The 19794-nt window shown below is 55.7% G+C and carries 16 protein-coding genes; 15 read left to right on the top strand and 1 reads right to left on the bottom strand.

The window, feature by feature from the left end; all coding sequences use genetic code 11:
- Positions 1-15: 15 nt before the first annotated feature.
- Complete coding sequence (locus CJ260_RS11160) at positions 16-567, bottom strand: flavin reductase family protein (protein ID WP_095630243.1); 552 nt, start codon at positions 565-567, stop codon at positions 16-18.
- Between the two features lie 158 nt (positions 568-725).
- Between CJ260_RS11160 and CJ260_RS11155 the strand changes: the two genes are divergently transcribed.
- The 15 genes from CJ260_RS11155 to serS all read left to right on the top strand — a co-directional run bounded on the left by CJ260_RS11155 (position 726) and on the right by serS (position 19256).
- Complete coding sequence (locus CJ260_RS11155) at positions 726-1388, top strand: TetR family transcriptional regulator (protein ID WP_095630242.1); 663 nt, start codon at positions 726-728, stop codon at positions 1386-1388.
- A 92-nt stretch (positions 1389-1480) separates the two neighbouring features.
- Positions 1481-2470, top strand: coding sequence for a dihydroxyacetone kinase subunit DhaK (gene dhaK, locus CJ260_RS11150; protein ID WP_095630241.1), 990 nt, complete (start codon positions 1481-1483; stop codon positions 2468-2470).
- Positions 2471-2485: 15 nt separating this feature from the next.
- Positions 2486-3112 (top strand): dihydroxyacetone kinase subunit DhaL, encoded by a 627-nt coding sequence (dhaL, locus tag CJ260_RS11145; RefSeq protein WP_095630240.1) that lies wholly within the window; start codon positions 2486-2488, stop codon positions 3110-3112.
- A gap of 55 nt (positions 3113-3167) precedes the next feature.
- Positions 3168-3545: a dihydroxyacetone kinase phosphoryl donor subunit DhaM gene (gene dhaM / locus CJ260_RS11140; RefSeq protein ID WP_087478394.1), complete on the top strand. Its 378-nt coding sequence runs from the start codon at positions 3168-3170 to the stop codon at positions 3543-3545.
- Between the two features lie 12 nt (positions 3546-3557).
- Positions 3558-4502 (top strand): alpha/beta hydrolase, encoded by a 945-nt coding sequence (locus tag CJ260_RS11135; RefSeq protein ID WP_087478395.1) that lies wholly within the window; start codon positions 3558-3560, stop codon positions 4500-4502.
- Positions 4503-4546: 44 nt separating this feature from the next.
- The gene (locus CJ260_RS11130) at positions 4547-4972 is read left to right on the top strand and encodes a GNAT family N-acetyltransferase (RefSeq protein ID WP_233127981.1); all 426 of its coding nucleotides are present in this window, start codon (positions 4547-4549) and stop codon (positions 4970-4972) included.
- Positions 4973-5121: 149 nt separating this feature from the next.
- Positions 5122-7404 (top strand): adenosylcobalamin-dependent ribonucleoside-diphosphate reductase, encoded by a 2283-nt coding sequence (locus tag CJ260_RS11125; protein ID WP_095630238.1) that lies wholly within the window; start codon positions 5122-5124, stop codon positions 7402-7404.
- A 511-nt stretch (positions 7405-7915) separates the two neighbouring features.
- Positions 7916-11173: a S8 family serine peptidase gene (locus tag CJ260_RS11120; RefSeq protein ID WP_095630237.1), complete on the top strand. Its 3258-nt coding sequence runs from the start codon at positions 7916-7918 to the stop codon at positions 11171-11173.
- A gap of 243 nt (positions 11174-11416) precedes the next feature.
- Complete coding sequence (locus CJ260_RS11115) at positions 11417-12022, top strand: flavodoxin (RefSeq protein WP_158221403.1); 606 nt, start codon at positions 11417-11419, stop codon at positions 12020-12022.
- A complete protein-coding gene (locus CJ260_RS11110) occupies positions 12019-12852 on the top strand; it encodes a 4Fe-4S binding protein (protein ID WP_095630235.1) in 834 nt (277 codons plus the stop codon). The genes CJ260_RS11115 and CJ260_RS11110 overlap by 4 nt, the downstream gene beginning before the upstream one ends.
- Before the next feature lie 43 nt (positions 12853-12895).
- Positions 12896-13621 carry a putative quinol monooxygenase gene (locus CJ260_RS11105; protein ID WP_095630234.1) on the top strand — a complete coding sequence of 242 codons (726 nt, stop codon included), beginning with the start codon at positions 12896-12898 and terminating at the stop codon, positions 13619-13621.
- 913 nt (positions 13622-14534) lie between these two features.
- The gene (gene serC, locus CJ260_RS11100) at positions 14535-15608 is read left to right on the top strand and encodes a 3-phosphoserine/phosphohydroxythreonine transaminase (protein WP_095630233.1); all 1074 of its coding nucleotides are present in this window, start codon (positions 14535-14537) and stop codon (positions 15606-15608) included.
- Between the two features lie 55 nt (positions 15609-15663).
- On the top strand, positions 15664-17259 hold the full coding sequence (gene serA, locus CJ260_RS11095) for a phosphoglycerate dehydrogenase (RefSeq protein ID WP_095630232.1): 1596 nt from the start codon (positions 15664-15666) through the stop codon (positions 17257-17259).
- Positions 17260-17268: 9 nt separating this feature from the next.
- Positions 17269-17913, top strand: coding sequence for a histidine phosphatase family protein (locus CJ260_RS11090; RefSeq protein WP_095630231.1), 645 nt, complete (start codon positions 17269-17271; stop codon positions 17911-17913).
- Between the two features lie 59 nt (positions 17914-17972).
- Positions 17973-19256 (top strand): serine--tRNA ligase, encoded by a 1284-nt coding sequence (gene serS / locus CJ260_RS11085; RefSeq protein ID WP_087478405.1) that lies wholly within the window; start codon positions 17973-17975, stop codon positions 19254-19256.
- Positions 19257-19794 lie beyond the last annotated feature (538 nt).

Here is a 19794-nt window from a genome sequence, read left to right as displayed (position 1 = left end):
AATATATATAGAATCTTATCTTTTCGTTCCGGCGAAGGAAAGGCATTTTCCGAGGCGCTTGCCCGTGCGGAGATAGGTGTACGTCGGAAATTCAAACAGGACCGGCGCGATTTTTTCGTAGTCCGGCTTGCCGTCGGCTGTCAGGACGCCTTCTTCGGCCCATACGGCCTTGATTTCCAAAATGAAATTATCAAACGTTTCCGTTTCGTAATTGTCGGCGACGCGGCATTCCATGACCAGGGGCGATTCCGTCGGTATCGGCGCGCCCGTTTCGCCGGCCGTCCACTCGCACAGCTCCGATTTGTCGTCCCGATGGCCGCTGACGCTGCCGGCGCAGTCAGCTTTAGGCAGCATGGCTTCGTCGACGAGGCTGACCGAGACGACGCCGTGCCGGCGGATACCTTTGTTGGTATAGTGAATCTTCGCGCAGCTGATGAGGATGCGGTCGTGACCGATGATGCCGACGTGGGCGACGGTCATCCAGCTCGGCTTGCCATCGACCATAGCGCCGACCAGGGTAAGGGGCGTCGGATACAAGGCGGGAAAGGCGCCGATATTCTTTTTCATAGATTCCTCCTGTAAAAACGCACTGTATAGTAATTGATGAATAAATAACATAACGTAACTTAATAAAATAATAGCATACGCGATGATTCTTGTCAATGTATAGCTTCATGGGCTATAATGGAGTTATATCATGAAGGATTGCGTACGAGGAGGGCTATATGTCGGAATTTGTCAGGGCGCGGAGCGCCGAACAGAAGGAAGCGCGCATGGAAGAAGTGAAACGGGCTGCCGATCGGCTGTTTTCCGCCAAGCCCTATCATGAAATCACGCTGACGACCATCGCCGCCGAGCTGTCGTGGACCCGGGCTAATTTGTATAAATACGTGACCAGCAAGGAAGATATTTTCCTGGTCTTGTGCGGCGAAAAGATGAGCGCCTATATGGACGCCCTGCTGGCAGCCTTTCCGCGGGGATGCGGTTACGCCGTGGGCGTATACGCCGAGGTATGGGCCGGTATCCTGTCGGCTCATCGGGACTACCTGCGCTACGGCGATATTTTGTCATCCATTATCGAGACCAATGTATCCGTTGACAGGCTGGCAGAATTCAAAGCCCTGTATTTTGACAAGGCCGGACAGCTGGCCGACGTACTGTCGCAAAATTTGGGAATCGAAACGAAAGAGGCCTGCGAATGCATCCTGGCCGTATATTTCCACGCCGTCGGCATATGCAGCATGTGCTGCGACAATCCCCTGCTGCGGCAGGCCTTGGAGCGGGCCGGCATCGCCGTCGAGCCCGTCGACTTTCAGGACAATATGAAGCGGTTTATCGCCATGAACTTGGACTATTACGGCGCAGGCCGGAAGCAACCGCGGGGATGAAGGCATATATTGTGATTTCTCTGAAATGTTGCTATACTAAAGTCAAATGACAGGCATCATTTATTTTTTATGGAAAAGGGGAGGAAGACGCGATGAAAAAAATCATAAACGACGTGGCAAACGTAGAAGAGGAAATGATCCTGGGATTGGTCAAGGCGGCGCCGCAGAAGCTGCGCAAGCTCGACTACGGGACGATTGTCGTGCGGGAGCCGAAGCAAGAAGACAAGGTCGCCCTGGTCAGCGGCGGCGGCAGCGGCCACGAACCGGCCCACGGCGGCTACGTCGGCGAAGGCATGCTGGACTGCGCCGTAGCCGGCACGGTCTTTACGTCGCCAACGCCGGATCAGGTGCTGGAAGGCATCAAGGCCGTCGCGACGGATAAAGGCGTACTGTGCATCGTCAAAAACTATACCGGCGACGTCATGAATTTTGAAATGGCTATTGAAATGGCTGCCGACGAAGGAATCAAGGCCGATTATGTCGTCGTCAACGACGACGTAGCCGTCAAGGACAGCCTATACACGACGGGACGGCGCGGCGTAGCCGGCACGATTTTCGTGCACAAAATCGCCGGGGCTAAGGCCGCCGAAGGCGCGAGCCTGGAAGAAGTCAAGGCCGCGGCGGAAAAGGTCATCGCCAACGTCCGCTCCATGGGCATGGCTATCGAGCCCTGCACGGTGCCGGCAGCGGGCAAGCCGGGCTTTGAGCTGTCCGATACGGAAATGGAAATCGGCATCGGCATCCACGGCGAACCGGGCACGCACCGCGAAGCCCTGGGCACGGCTGATTCCATCGCCAAGATGCTTCTCGACAGCATCCTCGCTGATTTGGATTATACAGGCAGCGACGTCGTCGTCCTGGTCAACGGCATGGGCGGCACGCCTCTCATGGAGCTGTATATCGTCAACAACTTCGTGCAGGACTACCTGAAGGAAAAAGGCGTCCGCGTCTACGACACGATGGTCGGCAACTACATGACGTCTATCGAAATGGCCGGCTTCTCCCTGACGCTGCTGCGGCTGGACGAAGAAATGAAGAAGCTCTACGATGCCAAAGCCGACACGCTGGCTTGGAAGAAATAAGGGAGGGACGGGCAATTGAATACGCAAAAATTAGCCGAAGTCATGGCGGCCATTGCTAAGACGATAGAAGAAAATAAGGATTTCCTGACGCAGCTCGATAATGAAATCGGCGACGGCGACCACGGCATCAACCTGGCCCGCGGCTTTGCCGCCGTAGAACAAAAGCTGCCGTCCTGGGCCAATACGGACATCGGCACCCTTCTCAAGGGCGTGGGCATGCAGCTCGTATCGACTGTCGGCGGCGCGTCGGGCCCCCTGTACGGCACGGCGTTCATGAAAGCCGGCATGGCCTGCAAGGGCCTGACCGAGCTGGACGGGCCGGCCTTCGCCGCGGCCATGGAAGCAGCCGTCGAAGGCATTAAGATGCGTGGCAAGGCGACGGAAGGCGAAAAGACGATGCTCGACGCCTTATGCCCGGCACTGCGGGCAGTGAAAGCAGCCGTAGAAAACGGCAAATCGTTGAAGGAAGCCCTGCAGGACGGCGCGGCGGCAGCCGAACAGGGCGTGGCTTATACGAAGACGATCATCGCCACCAAGGGCCGGGCCAGCTACCTCGGCGAACGCAGCTTAGGCCATCAGGACCCGGGAGCGACGTCGTCGTGGTACATGCTGCGGACCATGGCGGAGCACATAGACGAATAAGGATAGAAAAACGGGCCGGCGTATTGCCGGCCTTACCTGTGAAGGAGGAAAAAATATGGTAGGCATCGTATTGGTATCGCACAGCCAAAAGGCGGCGGAAGGCGCAGCCGAGCTGGCGAAGATGATGGCTCCGGCGGCTCCCGTCGCCGCAGCCGGCGGCATGGAGGACGGCGGCCTGGGCACGAGCTTTGAAAAAATTTGCGCCGCCGTCGAGTCGGTATATTCGGAAGACGGCGTCGTCGTCATCATGGACATGGGCAGCGCCGTCATGACGGCCGAGATGGTCGTCGAAGCCCTGGACGACAAGCGCGTTGTCCTTCTCGACTGCCCCTTTGTCGAAGGCGCCGTCATTGCTGCCGTCGAAGCGGAAGGCGGCACGGCCATAGACGAGATGCAGGAAAAGGTCGAAGGCGGACGGGACCGCAAGCTGTAAGGACGGGAGACTATGATAAGGCGTTTACTTAAATTCCTCTGCACGCTGGTCTGTTTTGCCGCCGTGCTGGCCTTCGGCGCGGGACTGTATATCGGCAATCTGGCCTTCGAGCGCTTTGCTTCTGCGCCGTGGGACGTCATATTCGGTATTGAAAACATGTCCTGCGACGTAGAGCGAATCGCCGCCGGCGAGGAACGGTTCGACTGGCAGGAAGCGGAGACGACGGGCCGTGACGGCGTTCCCTTGCGGGGGACATATATTGAAGACCAGGGCGGCTCCCATCATACGGTAATCCTGCTGCACGGCCTGTATCACAATCGGGCTATGTGCCTGCCTTACGTCGGCATGTACCGCAATCTGGGCTACAACGTCCTCCTCGTAGACCAGCGCGGCCACGGCGAAAGCGGCGGCCAGACCAAATGGGGCGTCCAGGAAGCCGACGACATTGGCCGATGGGTACAGTGGCTGAAGGAAAAAGATGCATCGATGACCGTTGGCCTCCACGGCGTATCCCTGGGCGCGGCTATGGCGCTCTTGTACGCCGGCAGCGACGCCGGACGGGACGCGGCCTTCGTCGTCGCCGACAGCTCCTACGGCAACATCGTGTCCCTGGGACGGGAAAAGCTCATGGCGGCGGCGAAAGACGACCGCCTCGTCTGGGAATACGATATCCTCATGCCTTTTTTCCAGGGCGCTATGTGGTATCACACGGGCAAGTTTTTATCAGACATCGAGCCGGCCCACGCCGTACGGTCGATACGCTGTCCCGTCTTGTTCCTCCACGGGCAGGAGGACCGCCTCGTGCCGGTAAAGACGGTCTGGAGCCTCTATGAAAACTGTGCCAGTGCAGAGAAATACGTCCATGTCTTCGAAGGCTCACCCCACGCCGTCGGCATTTCTACAAACCGAAGGGAATACCGGCAGCTCGTCACGGAATTTCTCTTGGACACGCAGTAACGAAAGGTCGCGGAAACCACAGCATGATAGAATACAAAGAAATAATGGATAACAAAAAGAAATATCTGCCCCTGCTGCTGATAGCAGACGAGCAGGAGTCGGCTATCGACGCCTATTTGGAGCGCGGACGGCTGTACGTCATGGAAGACGGCGGCGTCCGCGCCGTCTGCGTCGTGACCGACGAGGGAGAGGGCGTGCTGGAAATTAAAAATCTGGCCGTCGCCCCGCCGTGGCAGTGCTGCGGATACGGGCGGGCCTTTGTCGAATATATCCGGCGGCGCTATCGGGGCGCCTTTCATACGCTGCAGGTCGGCACCGGCGACAGCCCCTTGACGATACCCTTTTATGAGGCCTGCGGATTTGTGAAATCACACCGGGTCAGAAATTTTTTCATAGACCACTACGACCATCCCATCTATGAAGGCGGCGTGCGCCTCGTCGACATGATATACCTCCGCCGGGACCTATGAACGGCCTCTGGGGAAGCAAGAATCTCCTTGCGAAGACCGTACAAGACTGCTATAATAGGAAACGGAATCATTGCAAATACTATATACAGTATAAGTAATAATAATACAATACCATATATAATATATGAGAATGCATAGGAGGGTGTTTCATGAACGAGCAGGAATGGCTGGGCGAACAGAATCAGCTGGGCATGGATATTTGGAAAAACAAGTACTGCAACAACGGCGAAACCTTTGAGCAGTGGATTGACCGCGTCAGCGGCCATGACGAAGACGTGGCGCAGCTGCTGAAGGAGCAGAAATTCCTCTTCGGCGGCCGCATTTTGGCCAACCGCGGATTGGAATACGAAGGCAAGAAAATTACCTTGTCGAACTGCTACGTCATGACGCCGCCGGAAGACAATATCGAAAGCATCTTCGACCGCGCCGGAAAGCTGGCCCGCACGTACAGCTACGGCGGCGGCTGCGGCATCGACATTTCCGGCCTCAGCCCCAAAGGCGCGCGCATCAACAACGCGGCGAAGGAAACGAGCGGTTCCATATCCTTTATGACCCTCTATTCCCTCGTGACGGAGCTCATCGGCCAGAACGGCCGCCGCGGCGCTCTCATGATTTCCATCGACTGCGCCCATCCCGACGTCCTGGAATTCATCAAGCTGAAAACCGATTTGAATAAGGTGACGAAGGCCAATATTTCCATTCGCCTGAGCGACGAATTCATGGAAGCCGTCAAGGCCCGCCAGCAGTTCCGCCTGCACTATACGCGGAAGGAAACGGGCCAGGTCATCGAAAGCATGGTCAACGCCGCCGACATCTTCCGCCTCGTCGCCGAAACGAACTGGGACTACGCCGAGCCGGGAGCCTTGTTTTGGGATCGCATCTGCCAGTGGAATCTCTTGGCCAATACGAAGGAATTTAAATTTGCCGGCGTCAATCCCTGCGCCGAAGAACCCTTGCCGGCCGGCGGCTCGTGCCTCTTGGGCAGCCTGAACCTGGCGAACTTCGTCCGCGATCCCTTTTCGGACAAGTCCCTCTTTGATTTCAACGAATTCCGCCGCTGCGTGACCATCGCCGTGCGGGCCCTGAACGACGTCCTCGACGAAGGCCTGCCCCTCCATCCGCTGCAGGAACAGCAGGACAGCGTGCGCCAGTGGCGGCAGATCGGCCTGGGCATCATGGGCCTCGGCGACATGCTCATTAAGCTGGGCATCACCTATGGCAGCGACGAAGCTGTCGCCCTGTGCGATGAAATCGGCTTCGCCATGACCGATACAGCCATCGCCGCCTCGGCGAACCTGGCCGGCGAACGGGGAGCCTTCGACATGTGCCACATCGACGAAATCATGGAAACGCCCTTCTTTAAGGCCAACACGACGAAAAAGACGGCGGCCCTGGTCAAGGAAAAAGGCCTGCGCAATTCCCAGCTCCTGACCATCGCCCCGACGGGCACCCTGTCGACTATGCTGGGCATTTCCGGCGGCATCGAGCCCATTTACGCCAACTTCTACGAACGGAAAACCGAGTCCCTCCACGGCACGGACGTCTACTATAAGGTCTACACGCCTATCGTCGAACGGTACATGAAGGCTCACAACATTAAAGACGACTCCCAGCTGCCGGAATACTTCGTCACTGCCCTGACCCTCGACTATCATCAGCGCGTCGCCATGCAGGCCGTTTGGCAGCAGCACATCGACGCCTCCATCAGCTCGACGGTCAACGTGCCCAACAGCTTTACCGTCGAAGATACGGAAAACCTTTACCTCCTGGCCTATGAAAAGGGTTGCAAGGGCTTGACCTTGTTCCGCGACGGCTGCAAGCGGGCCGGCATCCTGACGACCCACGTCGACAAGAAATCTGTGCCCATCGCCGGCGCAGGCCTCGAACGGGGCGAAATCGTCAGCATCGACGACAACGTCATCGGCAAAAAACGCAAGCTCGTCACGGGCTGCGGCAGCCTGCACTGCCTGGCCTTCTTCGATCCCGAAACGGGAGCCCTCTTGGAAACGTACCTGAGCAAGGGCTCGACAGGCGGCTGCAACAACTTCATGATTGGCCTGTCCCGCATGATTTCCATCAGCGCCCGCGCCGGCATCGACATCTACACCATCATCGACCAGCTCAACTCGACGGGGAACTGCCCGTCCTACTCGGTCCGCCGGGCTACGCGGGGCGATACGAGCAAGGGCTCCTGCTGCCCCATGGCCGTCGGCAACGCCCTTCTCGACATGTACGACGAAGTGCAGGAGGACCTGCGCCAGTCCGCCGCCGTGACCCAGGGCGACGTGCCGGTCAAAAAAGCGCCGGTCAAACCGAAGGCCGATAAAAAAGTCACGGCCGAAAGCATCTTCTGCCCTCAGTGCGGCGAACCCTTAGTCTTTGAAGGGGGCTGCAACACCTGCAAGAACTGCGGCTGGAGCAAGTGCAATTAATAGGATAACGACAATACTGCAAGCAGGCTGTCTGTCGGAGACGGCCTGCTTTTTCTATGGGAACAGGCGGAACGATGCGGCTCCTGGTAATGACGTCGCGTATGGGCTGTACTATGAGGACTCTGAGTCAGTTTACGGTGCGCTGTAACGAAAGCGTCTTCGTATAGCATATAGACGCAAACATCGTTTCAGCATTTTAAAATAACGTACCGGGATGGGAACTCGTCTATGCGGCTTCATGCAGGAAGGACAACACAAGGGTTCTGCCGTTGGCGGGATGTCCCCTTGCCATCCGATGGGATACGAAGAAGATACATCTCGTCGGCAGCCTATAGGAAGAAATCAGAATCGTATGATATACTATAAAAAGAACGTACCCTGGCGCTATGACGGGAAGCTCACCCCTGCAAAAGGTACAAATCAAAGCGAGGTATACCGATGAATAAAAACCACAAACCACAAACCACAAACCACATTAACACTGATAGCCACGCTGGCGTTGGGCTGGGCGATGCCTGCCGGCGTACTTCCTGCAGAGGCTAATGAATTTGTAACCGACGAGTATTACGGCGTGAACGGAAGGTGGTGGGTTCAAAGCCCCTATGATTTTATGAACCTGTCCGATACGTACGCCAAGGGCTATACGGGCAAGGGCGTTACCGTCGGCGTCATAGATGACAATATCAATCCGTATATTCCCGATTTTATCGATCAGGATGTCCAGATCGTGCAGCCGACAGACGACGAAGCGCTGCCCGGTGATATGGATCTACGAATACATGGGACCATGGTGTCGGGAATCATCATGGCCGATAAAAACGATTTCGGCATGCACGGCGTAGCTTTCGACGCCGGACTTGCCTTTGCGGCGTACGGCAATTTTACGAACGATCATTGGTATACGGGATTTTTGGACGATGACAATATAAAACTTATCAATAACTCTTGGAGAACGGTTGTACACTATACGGATTCTGGTACGGCTTATGATACTCTGCATACCTTTAGCGACAATAATTCATGGTATCAAGAAGCCGTCGCTGCGGCGCGGCGGGACAAACTCCTTGTTTTTAGCGCTGGGAACGACGGCCAGGCGATAAGCACTTCCCTGCAAGTTCATGCCGGCAGCGACGAGGCCTTGCGGAATCACATCGTAAACGTCACGTCGGCGAGCCATTTCTATTTGGCGGAACAAGACGACGGCTCTATACTTGCTTCTGTCGGCGCCCTTTCGCTGTTTACCAATCTGTCTGCGTATGCGGAAGACTATTCCCTGAGCGCTTTCGGTACAACAATATATGGACCAGATGCCTTGGAGATAGGGGAGACGATCTATAGAGACGGGACGTCCTTTGCCACCCCGATGGCGACCGGCGTCGGCGCCTTGGTGCAGCAGGCCTATCCCTATTTGAGCGGCAAGCAAATCGGCGACGTCCTGCTGAGTACGGCCAATAAAAACATTAAGCTGTCAGACTCAGACAATGGGTTTGTCACCCTGTCCTTTGGACCAAACCGGTCTTCGTTAGAAGGCCTTTCCGTATATCTTGTCGACGGCGCAGAAGGCGAAACGCAAAAACAGGAGGCAGCGTATGCTTTAATTCGTAAGGCCTATAACCAAGAGTATCAGAGTGATGATGGGAGTCTAAAGGTATTGCTTAAAGATGAGTTTGATTGGCACATGAAGGATGTTTATGGGTATACCTATGATTGTAGTAACGGGCAGGAGTTTGCCGACTATATTCGGAAACTCGTCGATGAGGAAACCCTAAAACTTAATATCTATACCGACGTGCCTATGGACGTCTTGTTCGGCCAGGGCGTCGTCGACGCCGACAAGGCGACGAACGGCTTAGGGGCGATAAACGTGCGCCGCCTGACGAAAGACGATGTGAGCGGCGATTATACCGTCGACGGAGAGCAGAAAGACCAAGCTTTATACACTGTCGATACGCAGGGCTATGACTCGGTATGGAGCAACGACATCGGCGAAATACGGGCCGGATATATTGCCGAAAATCCCTTGGGCGACGAAAATACGGCGTTTGACGGGGCAGACGGCGATATTAAGGATCTGCATGACCGCTGGGTATACTATACGGAGAACTTTGACCTAGACAGCACAGACGACACAGTTAGCTTTGCCGACCGCTATGTAAAAGACTATAACAAATATGTCGATGACAACGGCCTTTTAGGCCTCCAAGGCGGCCTGAAAAAGACCGGAGACGGGACGCTGGCCCTGACCGGTAAAAATACCTATAAAGGCGCGACGATAGCCGCCGGCGGAACCCTGCAGATCGACGGCTCCGTCGCCGGCGATGCCTACAGTGAGGATGCGGGCGCCATTGCCGGCAGCGGTACCATTAAGGGAAACTTGTATAATAATGGGGCCGTCGCCGCTGGGAGCTGGGGCGCTGTGACAAAGGACGACGGTACGGCGCAGACCTTGAACGTAAAAGGGACGTTTGATGGAAAGGGAAGGATTATCGCCAATACAGACGGGACGACGTATGCCCGTCTCTACGTTGAACGGGACGCCGACCTTTCCCAAATGACCTTGCAAGCAGGGCAGTATGCCGCCCCCGACGTAACGGGCACGATTTTGACGAGCGGCGGCGCGATGACGGGAGCAGATAGCCTGAACGGTTCGTTCAGCGGCTTGCTCGACAGTGAAGTGAGACAAGACGGCGACAGCCTCAACTTGACGACGAAGGCTGACAACAACGCCGGCATTGCCGCCGACCGCTTTGCCGCTGTAAACGGCTTGTACAGCGCGCTGGACAAAGACGAGCAGAAGGATATGTACCGCCTGTACGCCTTGGACAGCGGAAACGTCCGCACGGCGATAGACAGCCTGAGCCGCAGCGAAAGTATGCATCTGGAACTGGCCTACGACGCCATGCAGAACCGAGACGTCCGCCAGGCCGTACGGCAGCAGGAGCGGACGAATCGCGACGAATCAGTCTGGGCGATTACCGGCAAGGGCTGGGGCAATATGGACGACGGCTTGAAACGGCACAGCTGGAACACGACAGTCGGCTATGATTTCTATGACGACGGCGACGTCTATGCCGGCGCGCTGGTCGCCTGCAGCGACAACAGCCTGAGCGGCTATGACGCCGACGGTACGTATAAGAACTACAGCGTCGGCCTGTACGGCGGCACGAAGAACCGCCCCGGCACGGCGACGGCCTACGTAAGCTACGGCAGGCAGGAAAACGAGCTGACGCGGTATTTGGGAAGCAGCTTCAGCTACAGCGGTGCGTCCAGCAAGGTGACGAGCGATTACGACAGCACCGTCTTCGGCGTCGGCGCGGCATACGCCTATGACCTGCACTACGGAAAGGAGGCTGGCTGGCACGTCAGCCCCTACGTCGGCCTGGATTACGCCCATTATCAGCAGGACAGCTTCGGCGAAGACGGAGGTGTCTTCGCTCTCCGCAGCAGCGGGTTCAGCGACGACTATCTGGCTGGCGAACTCGGCGTCGATATGAAGCGGGAGACTAACGACAAGACCTACGGATTGTCAGTAGCCTATCGGCGCGTCTTTGACGGCGACGTGCAGCATACAGGCTTTTCCTATGCCAAAGGAAAGGGCCCGGGCTTCGGCGTACAATCTATGAACCGCAGCAAGGATCACGTCATAGCGTCGGCCTACGCATCGGCCAAGCTGTCCGACCGCTGGGAAATCGGCGGAGCCGTAGAGCAGGCCTGGTCCCATACGAGCCGTGACCTGAGCGCCGCCGTGAACGTCGCCTATCGCTTCTGATGCCGTGAGGCGAATCAAGATGGAAACGAGAGATTGGCAATCGCCGTATCGGATAGGCTAAGATATACAGGAAATGAATGTTTCATCATCCGCTATAAGCATTAGACGCAGCCAAGGCCGCACTTTATAATGAAGGTGTCTCGACGAGGAGACGCCTTCTTTTTTTAGCCGGCGACGGCTGCAGCTAGTCTCCTTCGTCATTGAGTTATAATAAATCGTTTTATTCATTGCAGGAGGTGCGTCGTGAAATTTGGAGGAATACTCATCGCCGCGGCCCTGGCCGTGACCATCGGCTGGGCCTTTGCTTCCTACCCGCAGCCGGCAGAATCCGTGCAGGCCGCTGCACCGGAACGTATACTGATTGCCTATTATTCCCAGAGCGGCCATACGGAGGCCGTCGCCAAGGCGATTCAGCAAGAAACGGGCGGCGACTTGTACCGCATACGGACGAACATTGCGTATCCGAAGAATGCGCCGGCCATGCAGAGCCAGGCCAAGGCGGAATACAACGAAGGGCTCCGGCCGTCCTTGGCCGAACCGATGCCGAATATGAGCCGCTACGACGTCGTCTTTTTAGGATTCCCAAATTGGTATAATGCGCCGCCGGCAGGAGTGTTTACTTTTTTGAAACAGACGGACTGGAAGGGAAAGACCATCGTTCCCTTCGTGACCTACGGCCTGAGCGGCTGGGGCAGCAGCATCGACGATATTCGGGCTGCCGCGCCGGACGCCATCCTTGCTAAGGGGTTGGCTGTCCATGCGTCCCAGGCTGGAAATTGCAAAGAAGCCGTCGTGTCTTGGCTGGATTCACTGGGAATCTATGCCGCAGAAGGAGGTCGGAACCGATGAAGCTGCAGATTCGCCGCCATGCCGTGCAGCTCTGCGCGGCTGTGTTATATAACGCCAACGCCTTTACGCCCCTGACAGGCCGGGCCGTCGATTTTCCCTATGACAAGACCTGCGTGCCCGGGTTGAACTGCCAGTATTGCCGCTATACCATTGCCGGGTGTCCTCTAGGCGTGACCCAGCAGGCGCTGAGCGGTTCCTTTTCCGCCGTGGCCTGGCAGTTTTGGGGGATGCTGGTATTGTTTGGCCTCTTATTCGGCCGTATGATTTGCGGCTGGGCCTGTCCCATGGGCTGGCTGCAAGAGCTGTTGAATAAAGTGCCATTTCCAAAGCTGAAAAAGAACCGAATGACCTACTATTTGTCTTACGTAAAATACGTGATGACCGCCTTGTTTGTATTAGCCGTTCCCCTGTATACGGGGCTGGTGACGGGGCGTGGGATTACGGCCTTCTGCGCCTGGATTTGCCCGGGGAATTTCTTGGAAGCCTTATTTCTGCCGACGTTGTTTCAGGGCAGCGTCGACAATTTGATCATTGCCGTGCAGAATTCTAAATTTTTCTGGGTCATGGCCCTGCTCGTGGCGATGCTGTGGATATACCGCCCGTTCTGCCGCTTTCTCTGCCCCCTCGGTGCGTTTTACGGCCTGTTCAACCGGTTTTCCGCCGTGGGAATGACCGTAGACGTCAAGGCGTGCATTCATTGCTCCGCCTGTGTGCAGACGTGCCCGATGGATATCCGCATTGTCGGCGACAGGGAATGCATCGGCTGCGGCGCTTGTATGTCCTCTTGTCCGACAAAGGCCATCCGCATTAGGCGGCCTTTTGGAAAATAAGAGAGTATATATCAAACAGTATGATTGTGGAGGTGCAAAATCGATGAAAAGAAAATTGCTTTGTATTGCCGCCGCGCTGAGTACGTTGTTTGCCGCTGCATCTGTCCAAGGGGCGAGCGTGCGGACGCCGGACGGGAATATGCCCTTGATTCACTGGGCCGTCGTCGAATCGGCTGACGGACAGATGGGCGTCCTGCAGCAGTTAGGGGCGAAGCACGTCGCTCCGGAAGTTGCAAAGGAAGATGGCACCTACGCCTTGTATGGAGCCGTAGATGCCAAGAATCCCAATATCATGCGGGTATTGGAATTCTATGAAGACGACGGCGCCTACCGCATCCACGCGTCGAGCGACGGCTTCCACGCCTACGATGAAGCGCGCCGTCCCTATTTGAAGGGCGTGAAGATTTTGGAAGCCACAGGTATCGCCCTGGAACAAAAAGACAGCGGCGTGGGGACGAGCGTACAGATGGATTTGATCCAGGTCAAGCCGGAATGCCTGGAAGCCTATGCGCAGCGATTGGCCGAGGAAATCCGCCGGGCCGCTGCTGACGATGAGCACGTCATCGGACTCTATGCGACGGCTGAAAAGGACAATCCGGCCCGAATCCATACGATGGGTATCTTTACCGATGAAGAAGGCTATAAAGCGTATATCAGCTCGCCGGCCTACCAGGCCTTCCGCCGCGATACGCAGGACATGATCGTCACGCAGAATCGCATCGAAAATCAGCCCGTCCGCATTACGCTGAGCCAACGGGGCGTGAACTAATATACGGGGACAGCGTAAAATAATTGTGGGAAAACTTTAGTGTACAAAAGTTGAAGAATATATAACGTAACGGGAATGCTAGTTCAGCACGTTGCTGTATGCTGTCTATAACGTAACTATAGTAGTAATATTAACAGGTTAAGAGAACCATCAAAAATGGCCTGTCAAAAAAATTCCCACAACAACTTTACACTATCTATACGGGCAGTTTTCATTGACAGAACCTATAACTATCGTTATACTAATTGTAGAAAAGAAAGTAATGTGCCACAGCGCACGAACACCCCGGAAAGGTAGCGACTTTCCGGGGTGTCTTACTATGGGCTGATTGCTCTTATCGATATCTGTTCAGCCACTGACAGATATAATTAGCGAGTATACCTGCCGCAACAGATAGTAAAAAAGAAAGTAATGTGGTTTCCACGGCGCACCTCCTTTCCGTTGCTGGATAGGAGAAAGAGCAACACGTTTAGTATAGCATAGGACACAGATAAATAGAATATATGTTTTGTTGCGTAAACAGCATGCTAGAGAGGCCCGTCACCATAGCGCGGCAAGCATATAGTTCGCTATACGTGATTTTTACCTTTCTGTGTCTTGACAGATAATACATTTGTGTTTATAATAGACCTAATTTTACGAAACCAACGCGATGAAAGAGAAAAAAGCTTGGCGTGTCTGTTACAGAGAGCTGCCGGAACGGTGCGAGGCAGCAGGGCAGCACAGCATTCCGCTCCGGAGCATCAAATGACGAATTTGACGGGTACGCCCGATACAGCGCGACGAGATGGCCGAAAGGCAAGCTGGGTGGCAACGCGGGAGTATACTCTCGTCCCTTTTTAGGGACGGGAGTTTTTTTATTACAAGCGAGAGAGTTTCCCTGCGGCTCTCCGCACGAGGGGACATGTGAGTTATGAAACGAGTGTATAATTTTAACGCCGGACCGTCGGCGATGCCGCTGGACGTATTGAAAGCGGTACAGGCTGAATTTCTCGATTTTAATCATACGGGGATGAGCATCGTAGAAATCAGCCACCGCAGCGCGGCCTATCAGGATATGCAGGATGAAACGGTAAGGCTCATGCGCCGGCTGCTTCAGGTGCCGGACGACTATCATATCGTCTTTATGCAGGGCGGCGGCAGCCTGCAGTTCGCCATGCACGCCATGAATTTTCTCAAGCGCCGCGGCGGCTATCTGAATACGGGCGTATGGTCCGACAAGGCCATGAAGGCGGCGTCCTTCTTCGGCGACGTCTACGAAGTGGCATCCAGCAAGGCTGACGGGTTTTCCTATATTCCCAAGGCCGATACCTTTGTCGTCCAGCCCGATACGGACTACGTGTACATGACGTCGAACAACACGATTCACGGCACGGAATGGCACGGCTATCCGTCCTTCGACGTGCCCTTGTTCTGCGACATGTCCAGCGACTTCATGAGCCAGCCTGTAGACGTGTCGAAGTTTGACTTCATCTATGCCGGCGCGCAGAAAAACATCGGTCCGGCCGGCGTCGTCGTAGCCATCATCAAGGATTCTCTCCTGGCGCAGGCGAAGGAAGACGTGCCGGTCGTACTCCAGTACAAGACCTATGTAGAACACGACTCGACGTATAATACGCCGCCGGTTTTCGGCATTTATTTTATCAACAAGGTTATGCACTGGCTGGAGGATAACGGCGGCCTGGAAGGGGCGTACCGGCGCAACGTGCAGAAGGCCGGCATCGTATACGCGGCCATCGACGGCAGCGACGGATTTTACCGGGGCCACGCGGCTGCCGATTCGCGCAGCCTCATGAACGTGACGTTCAATCTGCCGACGGCGGAGCTGGAAGCGGCATTCGTCGCCCAGGCGGCGGAACGGGGCCTCGTAGGCCTCAAGGGCCATCGGTCCCTCGGCGGTTGCCGGGCGTCTATTTACAACGCCGTGACGGAGGAAGGCTGTCGGGCTCTGGCCGAATTTATGGAAGAATTCAGAAAGAACCATTAACCTACGGCGGGTGCGAAGCCCGCACGATACAGTAGATGATCAGGAGGATACGAACATGAAAATATTAGTCAGCGACGACGTTTCTATCAAAGGGGTAGAGCTGCTGCGGGAGCACGGCTATGAGGTAGACGTCAAAACGAATTTAGACGAAGCGGGACTTATCGAGTGCATCGGCGAGTACGACGGCCTGATTACCCGCTCCATGACCCACGTAACGGAAAAGGTTATCGATGCGGCCACGAAATTGAAGGTCATTGGCCGGGCCGGCGTCGGCGTCGACAGCATCGACATCAAGACGGCGACGGAACGGGGGATTATCGTCGTCAATGCGCCGACATCCAATACGGTAGCCGCGACGGAACACACCTGCGCCATGATCATGGCTATGACCCGCCACATCCCCCAGGCTCACGATTCCCTGATGGCCGGCGAATGGGACCGGGAACGGTTTACGGGCATCCAGCTCAAGGACAAGACCATCGGCATCATCGGCCTCGGCCGCATCGGCTCGGGCATCGCCAAGCGCATGCAAGGCATGGAAATGAAGACCATCGGCTACGACCCGTACATTCCCGAAGATCGCTTTAAGCAGCTCGGCGTCGAATCGGTCGATTTGGATACGCTCTTGCGCACGTCCGACTACATCACGATGCACACGCCTCTGACGAAGGAGACGACGGGCATGATCGGTGCGGAAGAAATCGCCAAGATGAAAGACGGCGTGCGGGTCATCAACGTATCGCGCGGCGCCGTCCTCGATATCAACGCCCTGGCCGACGCCCTGCGGAGCGGCCACGTGGCCGGCGCAGCCGTCGACGTCTTCCCGGAAGAACCGCTGGGACAGGACATCAATCCCTTTGAAGGTCTGGACAACGTCGTCATTACGCCTCATCTGGGCGCGTCGACTGTCGAAGCGCAGATCGGCGTGTCCGTCGACGTCGCCGAAGGCGTCATGGCTGCCCTCAACGGCGAACCCGTGCCGACGGCGGTCAACATGGCTCCCGTGCCGATGAACGTGTACAACGTCATCCATCCTTATTTCGACCTCATGGAACGGATGGGCATTATCGGCGTATACCTCACGGAAGGGCCGATGAAGGAAATCCAGGTCGAATACACGGGCGAGCTGGCCGACACGGAAACGCGGCTCCTCACGACGGCCGTCCTCAAGGGAGCCCTGAACCCCATATTGCAGGACTCGGTCAATTTCGTCAACGCGCCGGAAGTCGCCAAGACGCGCCACATTGCCGTCAAGGAAATCAAGTCCCAGGACAGCGGCTATTTCCTCGACGCCGTGACGGTGCGCATCAAGACGGCCAAGGGCGAACACTCCGTCGTCGGCATGCTGTTCAATAAAAACGAAGCGAAAATCGTCCAGATCGACGAATACCGTGTCGACTTTACGCCCGAAGGCTACCTGCTCCTGGCGCCTCACGTCGACCAGCCGAACATGATCGGCCAGATTTCGACTATCCTCGGCCAGGCCCGCATCAACATCACGGGCATGCAGGTCGGCCGCATGACCCAGGCCGGCAACAACATCATGGCCATCGCCGTGCAGGACGACATTCCCAACGATATCATGCTCAAGCTCCGCTCCATCGACGGCATTCTTGATATGAAGCTCATTCACTGCGACGTGCAGCACTAGGAGGACACTATGGTACGCATCATACTGATTCGCCACGGCGAAACGCAATGGAATATAGAAGGCCGCTATCAGGGCCAGGAAGACACGCACCTGAGCGAACGAGGCCTTAGGCAGGGCCATATGGTAGCCCAAAGCCTGAAGGATACGCCCATCGACGCAGCCATTTCCAGCCCCTTGGAACGGTCGTACATGACCTGCGCTTTCTGCGCTGAGCTCCACGGCCTCGACGTGCAGAAGGACGACCGGCTCCTGGAAATCAACCACGGCGACTGGGAAGGGCGCCTGGCTGACGACATCGAAGCCCAGTACCCGACGGAATTTCACCAGTGGCACACGGAGCCCCATCTGGTCACCATGCCCGGCCCGGGCGGCGAGTCCCTGGAAGACGTGCGCCGCCGCGTCCGCGCCGCCTTCGACGAATACGCTGCGGCCTACGACGGCAAGACGGTCCTCGTCGCCGCCCACGACGCCGTAAACAAGGCGATTATCTGCGACGTCCTCGGCCTCGACATGAGCCATTTCTGGCAGATCAAGCAGGACAACACCTGCATCAACGTCCTCGAATGCCAGGATGGCCGCTGGCGTCTCGTCCTGCTGAATTCAACAAATCACATGGGGTATTTGTTCAGCGGTATTGAACAAAAAGGGCTGTAACGAGTATAATATAACAGTACAAATTTACGCTGTTTTGCATAACGAAAGGAAGAATACCAATGTTAGATACGAAATTTATCCGTGAACACGTTGAAGAAGTCAAAGACAACCTTGCCAAGCGTCACGCCAGCGCCGACGTAGACAAATTCGTCGAACTCGACGCCAAGCGCCGCGAGCTCCTGCAGAAGGTAGAAGCCATGAAGAGCGAACGCAACACGGTGACGCAGGAAATCAGTAAGCTGAAACGGAATAAAGAAAACGCCGACGCCCAGATCGCCGCAATGAAGAAGCTCGGCGACGACATCGACGTCCTCGATAAAGAAGTTAAAGCCGTAGAAAAAGACATGCTCGACATCCAGCTCATGATTCCGAACATGTGCAATCCCTCCGTTCCCGTCGGCGAAGACGACAGCGACAACCCGGAAGTCCGCAAATGGGGCGAACTGCCGAAATTCGACTTTGAACCCCTCAATCACTGGGACGTAGGCGAAAACCTCGGCATCCTCGACTCCGAACGGGCGGCGAAGGCTACGGGCGCACGGTTCTACTACTACATCGGCCTCGGCGCGCGCCTCGAACGAGCCGTATACAACTTCATGCTCGACCAGCACGTTTATAAAGACGGCTACACCGAAGTCATTCCGCCGTACATCGTCAACCGCGACACCATGATCGGTACGGGCCAGCTGCCGAAATTCTACGAAGACATGTACCGCCTGAACGTCGAAGGCGAAGAAATGTACATGATTCCGACGGCCGAAGTACCGCTGACCAACTACTACCGCGGCGAAATCATCGACGGCTCCAAGCTGCCCATCTACCTGACGGCCATGACGCCGTGCTTCCGCGCCGAAGCAGGCTCGGCCGGCCGAGACACGCGCGGTCTCATCCGCCAGCACCAGTTCCACAAGGTAGAAATGGTCAAATTCTCCGCTCCTGAAACGAGCTATGAAGAACTGGACAAGATGACGAACAACGCCGAAGACATCCTGAAAGCCCTCGGCCTGCCGTACCACGTCGTCTGCCTCTGCACCGGCGATATCGGCTTCTCCGCCGCGAAGACCTTCGACGTCGAAGTATGGTTCCCGGCCCAGGGCAAATACCGCGAAATCTCGTCGTGCTCCAATACGGAAGATTTCCAGGCTCGCCGCGCCAACATCCGCTTCCGCCGCACGCCGAAGGACAAACCGGAATACGTTCATACCCTCAACGGCTCCGGCCTTGCCGTAGGCCGTACCGTCGCCGCCATCCTGGAAAACTACCAGCAGGCCGACGGCTCCGTCGTCGTACCGGAAGTCCTCCGTCCGTACATGCACTGCGACGTCATTACGAAACAGAAATAAGATTGGCTATATAATATAGAAATATAAAAAGAAACGGGACGTTCCTATGGTATCATAGAAATGTCTCGTTCTTTTTCGATGCATTCGTCTGTATGCATGGCATTGACATAACGTTGCGTTGTCCTGTATGATTATCACAGGCATTACACACGAAACGGCAGGCGGTTGTATCGCCCCTATCCATTTTCTGATGAATGGGGGTGATGCCCATGAACGATATGAATATCTTTTTGTTACTTCTTATCGTATTGGTACTTTTGTTACAAAAGAGATAAACCGCCTCTAGTCCCTTAAACTTAGGCGGTTTACTTTTGCTAATTATGAGGGGCTGCAACCGTTTGTCGGTGTAATGCCTTTTTCAGTTTTATTATACCGAGTTATCATAGGGCCGTCAAGTACATCGTTCCATCTGACAGTGTCAAGTTGTTGTGGGTATATATTTGACAGAAACATCTTGGCATGTAAATCCGGCCTTTTAGTATCTAATGTATATGGTGATATCCACTGTTTTGGATATCTTTCATCCATCTTCCGTGTA

This window comes from Megasphaera sp. ASD88, from assembly GCF_002287425.1.
Classification (GTDB): Bacteria; Bacillota; Negativicutes; order Veillonellales; family Megasphaeraceae; genus Megasphaera; species Megasphaera stantonii.
Note: the sequence above shows the minus strand (reverse complement) of the source record. Positions and strands in the feature narration are given on the sequence as shown.